The sequence below is a fragment of the Sphingomonas sp. CFBP 13720 genome (assembly GCF_014842075.1).
Classification (GTDB): Bacteria; Pseudomonadota; Alphaproteobacteria; order Sphingomonadales; family Sphingomonadaceae; genus Sphingomonas.
The window spans coordinates 114,477-131,262 of the sequence record NZ_JACYVA010000004.1 but is presented as its reverse complement, the minus strand read 5'-3'; the positions used below and the strand labels follow the sequence as shown (position 1 = coordinate 131,262).

The window sequence follows — 16,786 nt, the reverse complement described above, 5'->3', positions numbered from 1 at the left end:
GCGGAAGGAAAGCGATAACGGCCGCGACGGTTCAACCCGTCGCGGCCGCCATGGCATCACCAGAAGATATCATACTCGACGTCGACTACCTGTCCGCTTTCCAGATCGACCAGCAGCGCGTCGTTGTAATAGCGGACCCAGCGATACGGCCCATAGGCTTCCGGCAGTCGGAACGACCACGGATCGTTGATCCAGTAATTCGTTCCGAACAGGAACTGGTTCAGCCGGACCCCGATGCCGAAACGCCGATACCCGTACCCATAGCCCTGTGGCGCATAGTAGCGTGGCAGGCGATACAGGCTGCGGTTCGACTGGCGATACCGGTTCCAGTCATAGCGCTGGTCGGACCGCCAGCTGCGGTTCCAGTCGCGCCGATCGTTGAAGGCGCCACGATACCGGTCGTCGTCGCGGCGGTCGCCGTTGCTGCGGCTCCATCCGCCGTCATACCCACGCCGCTGACGATCGCGTTCCAGCTCGCGCTGTCGTTCGCGCTGTTGCCATTCGCCGTTGCGCTGGCCGTCCTGCCGCCAGTCGCCCCGGCGATCGTCGCGACCGTCGCGCGCCTGCCAGTCGCGGCGAAGCTGCTCCCGGCTGATCTCGCCCTGTTGGGCGCGCTGAAAATCGCGGCGGAAATCGGGACGGTCGGGGCGCGCCTGTCCGGTGGTCTGCACCGGCGGACGGCCCGCGCCGCCGACGACTTGCGGACGATCGGGACGGTTGCCCTGCCATTGCGGCCGCTCCGCTCCCTGCACCCGTTGCGGGCGGTCGGGGCGGTCGCCTTCGACCTGCTGAGGCCGATCCGTCCCGCCCTGCCAGCGCGGACGGGCGGCATCGGCGTCGCGGGTGCGTTCGATGCGTGGCTGCGGCGCGGCGTCGCGCTCTTCGCGACCGACGCCGGCCCGGAACTCGGCGCGGGCGCGCGGTACTTCGCCCGATGGTCGTTCGGCACGGCGTTCGGCGCGGCCACCGCGACGCTCGGATGCGTCCTGCGCCGACGCCGCAGCGGGGACGAGGGTCGTTGCAGTCAGTAATGCCAGCAGGAAACGGCTGTTCATGATGCTTCCTCCACCACCGGAACTCGCCGGCGTCGATGGTGTCGTTATGCGATGAGTGCGATCAACCGTGGCTGAATGGCGATGACAGGCAATTGAAAGGATATTCAGCGTTCTGGCGGAGTAAGCGCCGGCGTCTCCCGTGCCGCCTCGTCGCGATCGATGCCCGGACGCGGGGGTGCCGCCAGCGTCGCGTCGCCGCGCGCGGCGGCGGCCGCCTGCCGTACCGCGTCGATCAACCGGGGATAAATGCCGCAGCGGCACAGGTTGCTCAGCGCCGCGGTGATCGCCGCATCGTCGGGATCGCGGTTTGCGCGGATCAGCGCGGCGGCGGCCATCACGAAGCCCGGAATGCAATATCCGCACTGCACTACCCCCGCCGCAACAAACGCCGCCTGCACCGGATGGCTGCGATCGCGTGCCAGCCCCTCGATCGTCGTGACGAACGTGCCTTCCAGACTGCCGATCGCCACCTGACAGGATTTGACCGCACGCCCGTCGATATCGACGGTGCACGCCCCGCAATGCCCGGTGCCGCAGCCATATTTGGTGCCGGTCAGGTTCGACACGTCGCGCAGCGCCCACAGCAACGGAGTCGCCGGGTCGATCAGATATTCGACGGGCTGATTGTTGACGGTAAGGCGGCTCATCGCGCCGGGGTTCTAGGGCGGATCGGCCGGCGACGCCATGGGGCGCGGTTGCGCTTTTGCGCGGGTTGCTGTCTGAAAGGGCAAACGCTCAAGCGGATGGAGAGACGATGCCCGGACCAATCGAGGCGCTGGAAACACGGCGTGCGGCGGCGCGTGCCGGTGGCGGCGAACGGCGCGTCGCGGCCCAGCATGCCAAGGGCAAGCTGACCGCGCGCGAACGGCTGGACATATTGCTCGATCCGGGGTCGTTCGAGGAAACCGACATGTTCGTCGAACATGACTGCGTCGATTTCGGCATGGCGGATCAGGTATATCCGGGCGATGGCGTCGTCACCGGATCTGGCACGGTCAACGGCCGTCTGGTCTATGTGTTCAGCCAGGACTTCACCGTGTTCGGCGGATCGCTGTCGGCGCGGCATGCGCAGAAGATCTGCAAGATCATGGATATGGCGATGAAGGTCGGCGCGCCCGTCATCGGGCTGAACGATTCAGGCGGCGCACGGATACAGGAGGGAGTCGCCTCGCTCGGCGGCTATGCCGACGTGTTCCAGCGCAATGTGCTGGCATCAGGTGTCGTGCCGCAGCTGTCGCTGATCATGGGGCCGTGCGCAGGCGGGGCGGTCTATTCGCCCGCGATGACCGACTTCATCTTCATGGTGAAGGATTCCAGCTATATGTTCGTTACCGGCCCCGACGTGGTGCGCACGGTGACGAACGAAATCGTGACGCAGGAGGAACTGGGCGGCGCGATCACCCACACCACGCGTTCGTCGGTCGCCGACTGTGCGTTCGACAACGATATCGACACGTTGCTGGCGGCGCGCGACTTCATCGATTTCCTGCCGGCGTCGAACCGGACCGGCGTGCCGCAGCGGCCGTCGGACGATCCGTGGGACCGCATCGAACCCAGCCTCGACACGCTGATCCCGCCCAGCGCCAACCAGCCGTACGACATGCACGAGCTGATCGCGAAGACGCTGGACGACGGCGAGTTCTTCGAACTGCAACCGGCGCATGCCGGCAACATCCTGACCGGGTTCGGACGGATCGAGGGACGCACCGTCGGCGTAGTAGCCAACCAGCCGACGGTTCTGGCCGGGTGTCTGGATATCAATTCATCGAAGAAGGCGGCGCGGTTCGTGCGCTTCTGCGATGCGTTCGATATCCCGATCCTGACCTTCGTCGACGTGCCGGGGTTCCTGCCCGGCGTCGGACAGGAGCATTCGGGGATCATCAAGCACGGCGCGAAACTGCTGTTCGCCTATGCCGAGGCGACGGTGCCCAAGATCACCGTCATCACGCGCAAGGCCTATGGCGGGGCGTATGACGTGATGGCATCGAAGCATCTGCGCGGCGACCTCAACTATGCATGGCCGACCGCCGAGATCGCGGTGATGGGTGCCAAGGGTGCGGTGGAGATCATCTTCCGGTCCAAGGATCCCGCCGAAGTCGCGGCGCGTACGGCGGAGTATGAGGCACGCTTCGCCAACCCGTTCGTCGCGGCGAGCAAGGGGTTCATTGACGAGGTGATCCTGCCGCATTCGACCCGGCGGCGCGTGGCGCTGGGGCTACGCAAGCTGCGGGGCAAAAGCCTGCAAAATCCGTGGAAGAAGCATGACAACATCCCGCTCTGACCCCGGCCTCGGCCGCCTCAACCATATCGGGATCGCCACGCCGTCGATCGCGGCGTCGATCGAGACGTATCGCGCGCTGCTGGGCGCGACGGCGATCGGCAAGCCGTTCGACCTGCCGGCGCAGGGGGTGAAGGTGTGCTTCATCGACACGCCCAATACGCAGATCGAATTGATCGAGCCGTTCGACGACACGTCGCCCATCGCGGGCTTTCTGGCGAAGAACCCGGCCGGCGGGCAGCATCATTTGTGCTTCGAGGTAGCGGATATCCATGTCGCCATCGCCGGCCTGATCGCGAAGGGCGCGCGCGTGCTGGGTGCGCCGCGGATCGGTGCGCATGGGACATCGGTCGTGTTCGTCCATCCGCGTGACATGGGCGGCGTGTTGATCGAACTGATGGAGACACCGGCAGGGCATTGATGCCGATCCGGCCCTTGTCGTTCGGAAACCTGCGGGAAGGACGGCCCTACCCCTCGACAACGACGTTCGTATTTGATGGAACGCTTTCCATGGCCACCACCCTTCGCAAGCCGCCCGGCACCCCTTCCCCCGTCCGCGCCGACTATGGCCGCAGCGTCGCCGCCCGGCTGGCTGCGACGCCGGGCATCCGCCGCGCCAAGACCGACTCGGTCACCATGTTCGCGCTGCCCGACTTCCTGTCGGCGGAGGACTGCGCGCTGCTGATCGCGACGATCGATCACGGCCGCCGAAAATCGACTTTGTTGTCCAGCACCAACGATCCGAACTTCCGCACGTCGGACAGTTGCGATCTCGACCGCTGGCACCCGCTGTTGCAACCGATCGACGAAAAGATCGCGCACGCGCTGGGCATCGCGCCCGAACATGGCGAGACGATGCAGGGGCAGCGCTATGCGGGTGGCCAGCAATTCCGCGCACACCATGATTATTTCAACGAAAACGAACCCTATTGGGCCAGCATGGCGGTGCAGGGCGGGCAGCGGACATGGACCGCCATGGTCTATCTGAACGATGTCGAGCAGGGCGGCGCGACTTGGTTTCCGCAGGCGGGCGTGCGGTTCAATCCGCGTCCGGGCATGCTGGTCGCGTGGGACAACATGATGGCCGATGGCAGCCCCAATCTGGCGACGCTGCACGAAGGCATGGCGGTGGTCGAAGGGACCAAATACATCATCACGAAATGGTTTCGCGAACGGCCATGGACTCCGACGATCGAGCCGTGACTGAAGTCCAAAGGTCACGAAAGTCACACTCGTGACGCTGTAGGAAATGCGCCCCTGCTTCCTTGCCAAAGACCGGCCGAAAGTGGCCATGCGACGGATTGGCGCGCAGCCTGCGCACGTCCTGGCGGTGTAGGAAAGGGGGAAGTCGCCCCCGGACGACGGGACCTTGATCTGGCCGTCCGGGAGTGACGAAGGGCGTTACGCCTTCTTGCGCGCGCGCTTGGGGGCGGCGGCGGCTACGGTGTCTTCTTCCTCGTCGGGCGTCGCTTCGCCCGCTTCGGTCAGTGCTTCGCCCAGCGCGCGCAGCTTGTCCTGCGACTTGTCGCTGCGGTCGGCGATCTTCGTCGTCGCCGTGCCCAGCCGGTGGAGCAGGTCGTGGACCCGGTCGGTATCGGGCGCGTCCTTTTCCAGCTGTTTGCGGAGCGAGGCGAGGTCGCGCAGAATGCCCTTGGCGCCCGAGACGTCGGTATCGGCCAGCGCCGCTTCCCAATCCTCGATCATGTCGGCGCCCTTGGCGGGCTTGGTTTCGTCCAGTCCGCGATTGATCGCGTTCATCGTTCCGGCGAATTTGACGGCCATCGATACAAGCTCCTCGAACGGTCGCTGCACCATGGCAGCGGCGGGTCAACGAGCCAGTCCGGGCGCGGCCCCGTCGCCGGCCAACTATATGTTTTCGTTGGTGTTCGGAACCTTCGTCAGTCGACGCGGATGCGCGTGCCGGTGTCGAATCCATCGGCCAGCAGCTTGACGATCGCATCGGCGACGCGTTCGGGCGGCTTGACGCTGTCGGGATTCTCACCGGGATAGGCACGCGCGCGCATCTTGGTCCGCGTCGCGCCCGGATCGACGATTGCGGTACGGACGGGGGAGATGTTGGCCATTTCCGCGCCATAGCTGGCGATGATATTGTCGAACGCCGCCTTCGACGCGCCGTACATGCCCCAATAGGCGCGCGGGACCGCACCGACCGAAGAGGTGACGCCGACCACGCGCCCGGCCCGCGCCAGCCGCAGCATCGGCGAAAAAGCCGCGATCGTCGCCGCCGGGGCAACGACATTGACCGCCATCACCCGTTCGAATTCCTTGAAATCGAACGACGGCACCGGTCCCAGCGTGCCGAGCACCCCGGCGTTGAGCACCAGCATGTCGAGCGCGCGCCAGCGTTCGGCAATGGCGGCCACCAGCCGGGGAATGCCGTCGCGATCCGCGAAGTCCATCGGTGCGATCGTCGCCGATCCCCCGGCGGCATAGATCGCGTCCTCGACCTCCTCGAGCCCGCCAGTGGTGCGCGCGGTCAGCACGACGTGCGCGCCCTCCGCCGCTAGCGCGATCGCCGTCGCCGCCCCGATCCCGCGGCTGGCACCCGTCACGAGTGCCAGCTGTCCCGCCAGTCGTTCACCCATCGGTTCAGCCGACCCGTTCTTCGAGCATCGCCAACTGGTCCACCGAACAGGTTTCGTCCTGATCGGTCAGCGGCGTAGGATAATCGCCGGTGAAGCAGGCGTCGCAATATTTCGGGCGAACCGACGCACGATTGGCTTCGCCCAGCGCACGGTACAGACCGTCGATCGACACGAACGACAGGCTGTCGGCCTGGATATATTCGGTCATCCCGCTCAGATCGAGCTTGGCCGCCAGCAGCTTGGCCCGTTCGGGCGTATCGACGCCGTAGAAGCAGCTATGCCGCGTCGGCGGGCTGGCGATGCGCATATGCACTTCGGCCGCGCCGGCATCGCGCATCATCTGCACGATCTTCAGGCTGGTGGTGCCGCGCACGATCGAGTCGTCGATCAGGACGATCTTGCGCCCCTCGATCAGCTTGCGATTGGCATTGTGCTTCAACTTGACGCCCAGATGGCGGACCTTGTCGCCCGGCTGGATGAAGGTCCGTCCGACATAGTGCGAACGGATGATGCCGAGTTCGAACGGGATACCCGACGCCTGCGCATAGCCGATCGCCGCCGGCACGCCCGAATCGGGCACGGGAATGACCAGATCGGCATCGACCGGGTTCTCGCCCGCCAGTTCCGCGCCGATCGCCTTGCGCACCGAATAGATCGAGCGGTCTTCGGAGATCGAGTCGGGACGCGAGAAATAGACCCATTCAAAGATGCACGGACGCGGCGACAGCGGCGCGAACGGACGGATCGAGCGCAGTTCGCCGTTCTTGACGATCACCAGTTCGCCCGGATCGACTTCGCGCACGAATTGCGCGCCGACGACGTCGAGACCGACGGTTTCCGACGCGAAGACATAGGTTTCGCCCAGCTTGCCCATCACCAGTGGACGGATGCCCAGCGGATCGCGGCACACGATCATCCCTTCGGGCGTCATGCAGATCAGCGAGTACGCGCCCTCGACCTGTTTCAGCGCATCGATGAACCGGTCGAGCAGCGTCCGGTAGTTGGACGTCGCCACCAGATGGATGATGACTTCGGTGTCGCTGGTCGACTGAAAGATCGATCCGGTGCGCACCAGATCCTTCCGCAGCCGCATGGCGTTGGAAAGATTGCCGTTGTGCGCGATCGCGAAACCGCCCGACGCCAGTTCGGCATAGAGCGGCTGGATGTTGCGGTTCGACGTTTCACCGGTGGTCGAATAGCGGACATGGCCACAGGCGGTTGCGCCCGGCAGCGATTCGATGATCTCCGGCCGGTCGAAATTGCCTGCGACATGGCCCTGCGCCCGCTGGGTATGGAACATCGCCCCATCCCAGCTGCAGATGCCCGCCGCCTCCTGCCCGCGATGCTGCAACGCATGGAGGCCGAGGGCCACCAGCGCCGCCGCGCCGTCCGCGCCGGATACACCGAAAATGCCGCACTCTTCGCGCAGCTTGTCGTCGTCGAATGGATGGGTGGTCAGCATCGGCCCTTCGGGGGTTCGTGTGTCACACGACCGCCATATAGGGACGCGATTCACATTTGTCGCCCTCCGTTCGTCGATTGCGGCGGAACCGGTTTGCGCGATAGGGGTTCGCGATGACCCCACGCGATACCGGCCTGACGCTGAACCCGAAATATGATGCCGATGGCCTGCTGACCGCGATCGCGGTCGACGCCGCGACGCTGGAACCGCTGATGGTCGCGCATATGAATGCCGACGCGCTGCGGCTGACGATCGAAACCGGCGAAGCGACCTTCTGGTCGCGGAGTCGCGCCCGCCTGTGGAAGAAGGGTGAGACGTCGGGCAACGTGCTGCGCGTCGTGGAGGCGCGGATCGATTGCGATCAGGATGCCGTGTGGCTGCGCGTGGAACCGGCTGGCCCCGCCTGTCACACCGGCGCGCGGACCTGTTTCTTCCGCCGGATCGACGGCGATTCGCTGGTGCCCGCCGAATGAAGGCATGGGCGGCGCTTGTGCCGGCGCTGCTGCTGGCCGGCTGTTCGCCCGAACCGGCCCCCGCCCCGCCCGGCACGGGGCTGGAGGATGCCGCGATCGAACGCGGCGTGATCCGCGATCCGGCGGCACGGACGCTGACCGGTCTGTATGCGCGCGAAGGCGACCGGCTGTGCGTGATCGAGCGCGGCGGCGCGACGCGGATCGGCACGTTCATCGACTATGGCAACGGCATCGGCTGCACCGGACGTGGCGGCGTTACGCAGACCGGCGAACGGCTGCGCATCGATTTCGGCCGGGGCTGCGCGTTCGATGCGGCGTTCGACGGCGATCACCTGCGCTTTGCCGGCACCGTCCCGGCGGCGTGCGAGATGCTGTGTACCCGACGCGCATCGCTGGCCGGCATCGCGATGGAACGGTTGAGCGACAGCGTGTCCGAAGCGGAGGCACTGCGCGATCCTCGGGGCAAGCCGCTGTGCGGGTGATCCTACCCTGAGTCGCGGCGCGCGACGGCTCGCTCAGACCCCCTTTGCCGCTGCCAGCGCGCGTTCGCGCGCCTCGCGGTGGCCGATCCGTTTCGCGGGATAGGCGTCCGGCCGACACCCCGCCGCGTCGGGATCGTGGATCGCGGCATCCGGCAGCCCGGCCAGTTCGGGCACCCAGCGGCGGATATAGTCGCCCGCGTCGAACTTTTCCGACTGGGTCAGGGGGGCCATGATCCGCCCGAACATGTTCGAATCCACCCCGGTGCCCGCGACCCATTGCCAATTGACCGCGTTGTTCCCGTAATCCGCATCGATCAGACAGTCCCAGAACCAGCGCTCCCCCGCGCGCCAGTCGATCAGCAGATGCTTGATGAGGAACGATGCGGTGATCATCCGCACCCGGTTGTGCATCCACCCGATCTGCCACAATTGCCGCATTCCGGCGTCGACGATCGGATAGCCGGTGCGCCCCCGTTGCCAAGCTTTCAGATCGGCATCGGCATCCGGCCCCGTCCGCCACGGCATCCGGTCGTAGCGCGGACGGCCATTGGCGTCGGCATAATCGGGCATGGCCAGCACCACGCCGCTGGTGAAGTCGCGCCACGCCAGCTCCTTGCGGAACGTCGTCAGCCCGTCGCCCCGCCCGTCCAACGCAGCCCACACCTGTCGCGGGCTGATCTCGCCATGATGGAGATAGGGCGACAGGCTGGAACTGCCGTCGATCGAGGGCAGGTTGCGACCGGTTTCATAGTCGTCGACGTTGTCGGTGAAATCGTCGAGGGTGCGCGCCGCCGCCGCCTCGCCCGGTTGCCACGTCTCGCCGAAAGCCGCCGACCAGTCGGGCTTTGCCGGCAACAGCGCCCAGTCCGCGAGGTCGTCGGATTTCGGCCATTTTGCGGGCGCGGGAATGCGATCGGGGGCAGCGACCGGTTCGTCGGGCGGCAGCATCTGGTTCAGTGCCTTCCAGAAGCTGGAATAGATCTTGAACATGCCGCCCGATCCGGTGCGGACGCTTTCGGGCGGGCGCAACTGGTTGCCGTCGTGCAGCGTCAGTGCATCGCCCAGCGCGTCCTGCGCCTTCACCCACCATGGCTCGTAATGGCGCATCGCATGGATCGCGACCGCGCCGGTTTCCGTGCACAGCGTCCGCAACACGTCGGTCGCCGCCCCACGCCGCAGGATCAGCCGCGATCCCTTGTCGCGCAACGCCGCGTCGAGTGCGGAAAGGCTGTGATGCAGCCACCAGCGCTGCGCCCCGCCGATCCGCCAGTCGCCCGGCGTTTCGTCGTCGAGGATATAGACCGGGATCACCGCACCCTCCGCCACGGCGGCGACCAGCGCGGGTTGATCGTTCAGGCGGAGGTCCTGGCGGAGCCAGAGCAGGACGGGTTCGGTCATCGCGGCATGTTACGCCGGCGGCACGAGTCCGGTTCCCTGCGCGACCGCCACGATCGACGCGACGTGGCGGTGCGATACCTCCATCAGGTCGCCATAGCCGCCGCCCAGCGCACTGGCGATCGGCAGCCCGCGCGCCCGCGCCAGCCCGCCCATCCACCGGTCGCGCTCGACCAGTCCCGCCTCGCTCAACGCCAGCCGCCCCAGCCGGTCACCCGCGAACGGATCGACCCCCGCCTGATACAGCAGCAGCGTCGGCCCGAACGAATCGATCAGCGGCACCAGCGTCGCGGCCAGAGTCGTCAGATATTCGTCGTCGCCCACTCCGTCGGGCAGGCCGATATCCAGCGTCGACTGCGCCTTGCGCACCGGAAAATTCTTTTCGGCATGGATCGAATAGGTCGCCAGATCCTCGCGCCCCGCCAATAACGATGCGGTGCCGTCGCCCTGATGCACGTCGACGTCGATCACCAGCACCCGCGCCCCGGCATCCTCCTCGACCACCCGGTACGCCGCGATCGCCAGATCGTTGAACACGCAATAGCCCGCACCCGTTTCCGCCAGCGCATGGTGACTGCCCCCGGCGGTATTCGCGGCATAACCCCGTTCCATCGCGACGCGCGCGGCGGCATAGGTGCCGCCCGGCACCGCGACCGCGCGCAACGCCATCGGCGGCGTCACGGGAAAGCCGATGCGGCGTTCCTTGTGCGGCGGCACCCGCACCTCGATCACCTCCGCGACATAGTCGGGGTCGTGCACCGCCTCGATCCACGCGCGCGGCATCGCCATGCCGTCGTGCCAGTCGATATCGGTGCGTTCGCGCAGCAGGTCGCGGACCAGCCCGTTCTTGCCCCAGCGATAGCGGCTGCCCGCCGGAGCCTCGGCGACATAATCGGGATGGTGGACGACCGGGATCACGGTGGGACAGATAGGTTGCCGGCACGCCCCTTCAAAGCTTCCGTACGCCTCGACTTTATCGGCGGCGGGGTTAGGAAGCGGCATGGACAAGACCCTGCTCCCCTATCGCCCCTGCGCGGGTGTCATGCTGCTGAACCGCGAAGGCCGGGTCTTCGTCGGGCAACGGCTCGATTCGATGCTGGAGGCATGGCAGATGCCGCAGGGTGGTATCGATCCCGGCGAAGCCCCGATCGACGCCGCCGTGCGCGAATTGCGGGAGGAAACCGGCATCGCCGCCGACAAGGTGCGGCTGGTCGCCGAACTGCCGGACGAACTGCTCTACGACCTGCCCGACGACATGATCGGGCGGATCTGGAAGGGGAAATGGCGCGGACAGCGGCAGCGCTGGTTCCTGTTCGCGTTCGAAGGCACCGATGCAGATATCGACATCGTCACGCCTGAACCCGAATTCCGCGCGTGGCGCTGGTCCGATCCGGCCGACCTGCCGTCGATGATCGTCCCGTTCAAACGGTCGCTGTACGAAGCGGTGCTGGCCGGTTTCGCGGATCACCTGCGCCGATGAACCGCGCCGAATTTCGGACGGTGCGTTGGTGCGCCCGCGTACCGATCGGTGATAGGTAGCGGACATGCCGAATCCGATCCTCCTGCCGCTTGGCCTGTTCTTCGCCGAACCCCCGCCCGAGCCGGATCTGCCGATCGAGATCCGCACGATGCTGGAAGAGGCGATGGCGTCGCGCAACGATGCCGACGTGGCGACGATCGTCAAATATGCCCGTCGCGCCGCGCCGAAACATTCGCAGAAGATCGCGGACCTCGCGTCGCACTACACGTCCGAACGCTCCGAAAAGACGGTGCGACAGTTGCGCACCGCGTCGTTCGGCGCGCTGTTGAAGGGGCGTGCCGAGATCGGCGGCTGGATCAACAGCGGCAATTCGAACAATATGGGCCTGACCGGCGTGCTCGACCTGTCACGCGAGGGCTATCGCTGGCGTCACAAGCTGAAGCTTCAGGCGGACTATCAGGAAAACGAGGGCGTCAGCAGCCGCGAACATTATCTCGCGGCGTTCGAACCGAACTACAAGGTCGACGACCGGCTCTACGCCTATGGCGCGGCGCAGTATGAATCGGACCGGTTCTTCGGCTACACCAACCGCTATTCCGCGTCGGCGGGCGCGGGCTATACCGCGATCGCACGCGGGCCGGTGACGCTCGAACTCGAACTGGGGCCGGCGTTCCGGCATACCGCCTTCACCGGCGGCAATACCGAACGCAATCTCGCGGCACGCGGATCGGTCGATTTCGACTGGAAACTGACCCCGGCGCTGACGTTCCGGCAGGATACGTCCGCCTATGTCCAGGCGGCGAACAGCACGGTGACCAGCCTGAGCGCGGTCGACGCCAAGCTGCTGGGGCCGCTGTCCGCGCGGTTCTCGTACAACATCCAGTATGAAAGCCTGCCGCCGGTCGGCCGGGTCAATACCGACACCACCGGTCGCGCCTCGCTCGTATACGCTTTCTGATCGGGCGCGGCGGCGCTACACCGGGCTATGCAGCCACTGACGCCCGCCGAACACGCCCTGATCGCCCATATCGACCAGACCGCGATGCTGGCGCAGGTCGAACGCTGGGTCGCGGTGAACAGCGGGACGCGCAACCTGTCCGGGCTGGCGACGATGGCCGGGCTGCTGGCGGATGCGTTCGCGGTCCTGCCGGGCGAGATCGCGCTGATCAATCCGGTGCCGGTCGAACAGGTCGGCGCCGACGGCGTGGTGCGTGCGATCGATCATGGCCGCCACCTGCTGCTGCGCGTCCGGCCCGACGCGCCGGTGCGGATGCTGTTCACCGGCCATATGGACACGGTGTACCCGGTCGATCATCCGTTCCAGCACGCGACCTGGCGCGACGACGGCGCGCTGAACGGCCCCGGCGCGGCCGACATGAAGGGCGGGCTGTCGGTAATGCTCGCCGCGCTGTCGGCGGTCGAGGCGGGACCGGATGCCACACGGTTCGGATATGACGTGGTGCTCAATTCCGACGAGGAAACCGGATCGTTCGCCTCCGCCGCGCTGATCGAACGGCATGCGGCGGGAAAGGTCGCCGCCTTCACCTATGAACCCGCACTGCCCGACGGCACGCTGGCGGGCGCGCGCGGCGGCACCGGCAATTTCTCGATCGTCGTGACCGGCCGCAGCGCGCATGCCGGGCGCAACCCGGAGGAAGGCCGCAACGCGATCGTCGCCGCCGCCGATATCGCGGTGCGGCTGGCGGCGGTGCGCGGCCCCCGGCTGGCGGTCAATCCGGCGAAGATCGAAGGGGGCGGCCCCAACAATGTCGTGCCCGACCATGCGGTGCTGCGCGTCAATTTCCGCCCGCACGGTGCCGACGAGATCGAACGCGCCCGCGCGCATATCGACGCGGCGGTGGCGATGGTCGCGGCGCAGCACGACGTCCGCATCGCGGTGCATGGCAGCTTCAATCGTCCGCCCAAGCCGATCGATGCGGGCGCGGCACGGCTGTTCGAACTGGTGCGGGCCAGCGGTGCCGACCTTGGCCTGACGATCGGATGGCGCGATACCGGCGGGGTGTGCGACGGCAACAACATCGCCGCCTGCGGCGTGCCAGTCATCGATACGATGGGCGTGCGGGGCGGCGCGATCCATTCGGATCAGGAATATATGATCGTCGACAGCCTTGCCGAACGCGCGAGCCTGTCGGCACTGGCGATCGCAAGGATCGCGCAACGGGGGGGCTTGTGACGTTCCGAATCCGTGCGGCGCGCGAAAGCGACGTCAAATATCTGTATGAAATGGCCAAGCTGACCGGGGGCGGTTTCACCAACCTGCCGCCCGATCGCGGCGCGCTGGCCACCCGGCTGGAACGCAGCGAGCTTGCCTTCAGCCACGACGCGGATACGCCGCGGGACGAGGCGTTCATCCTGGTGCTGGAAAACACCGCGACCGGCGAGGTGCGCGGCACGTCGCAGATCTTTACCAAGGTCGGGCAGCGCTGGCCCTTCTATTCCTATCGCATGGCGACCCTGACCAAGCACAGCGAAGCGCTGGGCCGCACGTTTCGCGCCGAGATCCTGAACCTCGTCAACGATCTGGAAGGATCGAGCGAGGTCGGCGGGCTGTTCCTGCACCCCGGTGAGCGCGCGGGTGGGCTGGGTCTGCTGCTCGCCCGGTCGCGCTATTTGTTCATCGCGCGGCATCGCGGACGCTTCGCCGACCGGGTGCTGGCGGAGTTGCGCGGCATCATCGACGAAGCGGGCGGATCGCCGTTCTGGGACGGGGTCGCCGGCCGTTTCTTCGGCATGACCTTTCAGGAAGCGGACCAGTTCAATGCGATCCACGGCAACCAGTTCATCGCCGATCTGATGCCGCGCCACCCGGTCTATATCGCGATGCTGCCCGACAGCGCGCGGGCGGTGATCGGCCTGCCCCACCCCAATGGCCGCGCGGCGATGCGGATGCTGGAAAACGAAGGCTTCGCGTTCGAGAATTATGTCGACATCTTTGACGGCGGCCCGTCGATGACTGCGCGGACCGACCAGATCGCGACGATCCGTGGCCGGCGCGAGGGCACGATCGTCGCGATCGCCGAAGGCGGCACCCCGTCGCTGCTGTCGACCGGGCGGCTGGCGGGGTTCCGCGCCTGTCTGGGCGACGTGACGGTGCGCGACGACGGCATCGCGATCGATGCGGCGGCGGCGGCGGCGCTGGATGTCGAAATCGGCGAATCCATCTGTCATGTGGCGCGCTGACATGGTCGAGATCAATTTCGACGGGATCATCGGTCCCAGCCACAATTACGCCGGCCTCAGCCACGGCAACCTTGCCGCTACCCGCAACGCCGGTCTGGTATCGCACCCGCGCGCGGCGACCTTGCAGGGCGTGGCGAAGATGCGCGCCAATCTCGCGCTGGGGCTGCATCAGGGTATCCTGCTCCCGCATGCCCGACCCGATCATCGCTGGCTGAACAGCCTCTCCACCCGATATGCGGACGCACCGGCGCATCTGCGTGCGCAGGCATTGTCGGCGTCCGCGATGTGGGCGGCCAACGCCGCCACCGTTTCGCCCGCCGCCGATTGCGGGGATGGGCGCTGTCACCTGACCGTCGCCAATCTGGTGACGATGCCGCATCGCAGCCACGAATGGCCGGGAACGCTGGCGCAGCTACGCCTCGCCTTCGCCGATCCGGCGTTCACCGTGCATGGCCCCGTCCCCGCCCCGTTCGGCGATGAGGGCGCGGCCAATCACATGCGGCTGTGCGATACGCACGACATGCCGGGCGTCGAAATCTTCGTCTATGGCATCGGTGGTGGCCCCTTTCCGGCGCGCCAGCATCGCGACGCCAGCGAAGCCATCGCGCGCAGCCACGGCCTCGACGCCGCACGCACGTTCTTCGTTCGCCAGTCCGATGCTGCGATCGCGGCGGGTGCGTTCCACAACGACGTGGTCGCGGTCGCCAACGAACGCGTGCTGTTCGCGCATGAACAGGCGTTCCACGACCGCGACGGCTTCTTCGCCGATCTGCGCGCCGCGATGCCGTCGGTCGAGATCGTCGAAGTACCCGCCGACCGCGTCAGCCTGTCCGATGCCATCGCCTCCTATCTGTTCAATGCGCAGCTCGTCACCCTGCCCGACGGCGGCGGCATGGCACTGATCCTGCCGGGCGAGGCGCGGGCGACCCCGGCGGTATGGGCATGGTTACAGGAACTGGTCGCGGGCAACGGCCCGATCCGGCGGCTGGAGGTGGTCGACGTGCGCGAATCGATGGCGAACGGCGGCGGTCCCGCGTGTCTGCGCCTGCGCATTGTCGCCGATCCCGCGACGATCGATCCGCGCTTCCTCGTCGATGCCGATCGGCTGGACCGGATCGCGGCGGTGATCGAGGCGCACTGGCCCGAAGCGATCGCCCCCGGTGCGATCGGCGATCCGACCCTGATCGCGCGGATCGAAGGCGCTCGGGCGGCATTGCTGGACACGCTCGACCTTGTCGGGTTAATTGACAGCTAACCATGGCGGCGGCGCAGCAATGGCGCAAAACCGCCATTGGTCCGTTCCTTGCGAGAGGACGCCTATGCTGACCCGTCTCAAAAGCCTGTTCACGATCAAGACCAAGTTCGAGGCGTTCCTCGTCATCTATGGTCTTGGGGTCGGCGCGGCCGAACGCGGCGTGCACTACGTCGAACAATATCCCGGCCCGGCGGGCTGGGTGATGTTCGCGATCTGCCCGATCGCGGTGTTCATGGCCGGGGTGCGGATCATCGATTCGATCGACGCGGAGCGGGCGGCACGCTAACGGCTGCCCATGCCCCGTGAGATTACCGCCTATTCCAACCCGCTGGTGAAGGCCGCGCGCCTGCTGCGCGAAAAACGCCATCGCCGTGAACAGGGCCGCTTCCTTGCCGAAGGATTGCGGATACTGACCGAAGCGCGGGAGGCCGGGCGGTTGCCCGCCGAACTGTTCTTCGCGGGGCATGAACGGCATCCGCTGCTCGAACGGCTGATCGCCGATACCGAAGCGGCGGGCGGCATGGCCATTTCGACCACGACCGATATCCTGTCGAAACTGTCGGGAAAGGACAATCCGGGGGCCGTCGTCGGGGTGTACGACGAATTCGCGACCGATCTGACGGCGATCGACCGGTCGGCGGCGTCGTTGTGGCTGGTGGCGGAACGGTTGCGCGATCCGGGCAATCTGGGCACCATCCTGCGCACGGCGGATGCGACCGGTGCGGGCGGGCTGATCCTGATCGACGATTGCGTCGACCCGTTCTCCGTGGAAGCAGTGCGTGCCAGCATGGGCGCGATCTTCACAGTGCCCGTGGCGCGGGCGGAATGGAGCGCCTTCCGCGACTGGCTGCGCAGTGGTGCCGGTACGCTGGTCGGCCTCAGCCTCGATACCAATCATGATTACCGCGCCCCGACATACCCTGCCCCGACGTTTCTGCTGACCGGAAACGAGGCGCAGGGGATGCCCGATTTCATGGCGGCCGAATGCGATCTGCTGGTGAAGATCCCGATGCTGGGCAAGGCCGACAGCCTGAACGCGGCGGTGGCGACGGCGGTGATGGCCTACACCGTGCTGGCGCAGCACGGCTCCTGAACCATT

Annotated in this window: 19 protein-coding genes; 12 read left to right on the top strand and 7 right to left on the bottom strand. The window is 66.7% G+C overall.

Annotated elements, in window-relative coordinates:
* Window positions 1-56 precede the first annotated feature (56 nt).
* Window positions 57-1,055: an RcnB family protein gene (locus IFT55_RS10380; RefSeq protein ID WP_192091754.1), complete on the bottom strand. Its 999-nt coding sequence runs from the start codon at window positions 1,053-1,055 to the stop codon at window positions 57-59.
* Between the two features lie 104 nt (window positions 1,056-1,159).
* Window positions 1,160-1,702 (bottom strand): (2Fe-2S)-binding protein, encoded by a 543-nt coding sequence (locus tag IFT55_RS10375; RefSeq protein ID WP_192091752.1) that lies wholly within the window; start codon window positions 1,700-1,702, stop codon window positions 1,160-1,162.
* Window positions 1,703-1,809: 107 nt separating this feature from the next.
* Between IFT55_RS10375 and IFT55_RS10370 the strand changes: the two genes are divergently transcribed.
* The 3 genes from IFT55_RS10370 to IFT55_RS10360 all read left to right on the top strand — a co-directional run bounded on the left by IFT55_RS10370 (window position 1,810) and on the right by IFT55_RS10360 (window position 4,536).
* Window positions 1,810-3,336 carry an acyl-CoA carboxylase subunit beta gene (locus tag IFT55_RS10370; protein WP_192091750.1) on the top strand — a complete coding sequence of 509 codons (1,527 nt, stop codon included), beginning with the start codon at window positions 1,810-1,812 and terminating at the stop codon, window positions 3,334-3,336.
* The gene (gene mce / locus IFT55_RS10365) at window positions 3,317-3,754 is read left to right on the top strand and encodes a methylmalonyl-CoA epimerase (RefSeq protein ID WP_192091748.1); all 438 of its coding nucleotides are present in this window, start codon (window positions 3,317-3,319) and stop codon (window positions 3,752-3,754) included. The genes IFT55_RS10370 and mce overlap by 20 nt, the downstream gene beginning before the upstream one ends.
* Window positions 3,755-3,843: 89 nt before the next feature.
* Window positions 3,844-4,536 carry a prolyl hydroxylase family protein gene (locus IFT55_RS10360; protein ID WP_192091746.1) on the top strand — a complete coding sequence of 231 codons (693 nt, stop codon included), beginning with the start codon at window positions 3,844-3,846 and terminating at the stop codon, window positions 4,534-4,536.
* Window positions 4,537-4,734: 198 nt separating this feature from the next.
* On the opposite strand, the gene IFT55_RS10355 is transcribed toward IFT55_RS10360, so the two are convergent.
* The 3 genes from IFT55_RS10355 to purF all read right to left on the bottom strand — a co-directional run bounded on the left by IFT55_RS10355 (window position 4,735) and on the right by purF (window position 7,401).
* Window positions 4,735-5,115 (bottom strand): hypothetical protein, encoded by a 381-nt coding sequence (locus tag IFT55_RS10355; RefSeq protein ID WP_192091744.1) that lies wholly within the window; start codon window positions 5,113-5,115, stop codon window positions 4,735-4,737.
* 116 nt (window positions 5,116-5,231) lie between these two features.
* Window positions 5,232-5,939, bottom strand: coding sequence for an SDR family NAD(P)-dependent oxidoreductase (locus IFT55_RS10350; protein WP_192091742.1), 708 nt, complete (start codon window positions 5,937-5,939; stop codon window positions 5,232-5,234).
* Between the two features lie 4 nt (window positions 5,940-5,943).
* Window positions 5,944-7,401: an amidophosphoribosyltransferase gene (gene purF, locus IFT55_RS10345; protein ID WP_192091740.1), complete on the bottom strand. Its 1,458-nt coding sequence runs from the start codon at window positions 7,399-7,401 to the stop codon at window positions 5,944-5,946.
* A gap of 113 nt (window positions 7,402-7,514) precedes the next feature.
* Here purF and hisI point away from each other — a divergent pair, with 113 nt between their 5' ends.
* Together hisI and IFT55_RS10335 are read left to right on the top strand one after the other, a co-directional pair.
* Window positions 7,515-7,874, top strand: coding sequence for a phosphoribosyl-AMP cyclohydrolase (gene hisI, locus IFT55_RS10340; RefSeq protein WP_192091738.1), 360 nt, complete (start codon window positions 7,515-7,517; stop codon window positions 7,872-7,874).
* Window positions 7,871-8,356 (top strand): hypothetical protein, encoded by a 486-nt coding sequence (locus IFT55_RS10335; protein WP_192091736.1) that lies wholly within the window; start codon window positions 7,871-7,873, stop codon window positions 8,354-8,356. Before hisI ends, IFT55_RS10335 begins: the two co-directional genes overlap by 4 nt.
* A 33-nt stretch (window positions 8,357-8,389) precedes the next feature.
* Here IFT55_RS10335 and IFT55_RS10330 read toward each other — a convergent pair whose 3' ends face one another.
* On the bottom strand, window positions 8,390-9,754 hold the full coding sequence (locus tag IFT55_RS10330; protein ID WP_192091734.1) for a cryptochrome/photolyase family protein: 1,365 nt from the start codon (window positions 9,752-9,754) through the stop codon (window positions 8,390-8,392).
* Window positions 9,755-9,763: 9 nt separating this feature from the next.
* Window positions 9,764-10,669 carry a histone deacetylase gene (locus tag IFT55_RS10325; RefSeq protein ID WP_192092088.1) on the bottom strand — a complete coding sequence of 302 codons (906 nt, stop codon included), beginning with the start codon at window positions 10,667-10,669 and terminating at the stop codon, window positions 9,764-9,766.
* Window positions 10,670-10,751: 82 nt separating this feature from the next.
* Between IFT55_RS10325 and IFT55_RS10320 the strand changes: the two genes are divergently transcribed.
* The 7 genes from IFT55_RS10320 to IFT55_RS10290 all read left to right on the top strand — a co-directional run bounded on the left by IFT55_RS10320 (window position 10,752) and on the right by IFT55_RS10290 (window position 16,780).
* Complete coding sequence (locus tag IFT55_RS10320; RefSeq protein ID WP_192091732.1) at window positions 10,752-11,231, top strand: RNA pyrophosphohydrolase; 480 nt, start codon at window positions 10,752-10,754, stop codon at window positions 11,229-11,231.
* Window positions 11,232-11,295: 64 nt separating this feature from the next.
* Complete coding sequence (locus IFT55_RS10315; protein WP_192091730.1) at window positions 11,296-12,189, top strand: DUF481 domain-containing protein; 894 nt, start codon at window positions 11,296-11,298, stop codon at window positions 12,187-12,189.
* Between the two features lie 27 nt (window positions 12,190-12,216).
* The gene (locus IFT55_RS10310; protein WP_192091728.1) at window positions 12,217-13,425 is read left to right on the top strand and encodes a hydrolase; all 1,209 of its coding nucleotides are present in this window, start codon (window positions 12,217-12,219) and stop codon (window positions 13,423-13,425) included.
* Complete coding sequence (locus IFT55_RS10305) at window positions 13,422-14,432, top strand: arginine N-succinyltransferase (protein ID WP_192091727.1); 1,011 nt, start codon at window positions 13,422-13,424, stop codon at window positions 14,430-14,432. Before IFT55_RS10310 ends, IFT55_RS10305 begins: the two co-directional genes overlap by 4 nt.
* Window position 14,433: 1 nt before the next feature.
* A complete protein-coding gene (locus IFT55_RS10300) occupies window positions 14,434-15,687 on the top strand; it encodes an N-succinylarginine dihydrolase (protein ID WP_192091726.1) in 1,254 nt (417 codons plus the stop codon).
* A gap of 64 nt (window positions 15,688-15,751) precedes the next feature.
* Entirely contained in the window at window positions 15,752-15,973 is a 222-nt protein-coding gene (locus IFT55_RS10295) for a hypothetical protein (RefSeq protein ID WP_192091725.1), read from the top strand.
* A gap of 9 nt (window positions 15,974-15,982) precedes the next feature.
* Window positions 15,983-16,780 carry a TrmH family RNA methyltransferase gene (locus IFT55_RS10290; protein WP_192091724.1) on the top strand — a complete coding sequence of 266 codons (798 nt, stop codon included), beginning with the start codon at window positions 15,983-15,985 and terminating at the stop codon, window positions 16,778-16,780.
* Window positions 16,781-16,786 lie beyond the last annotated feature (6 nt).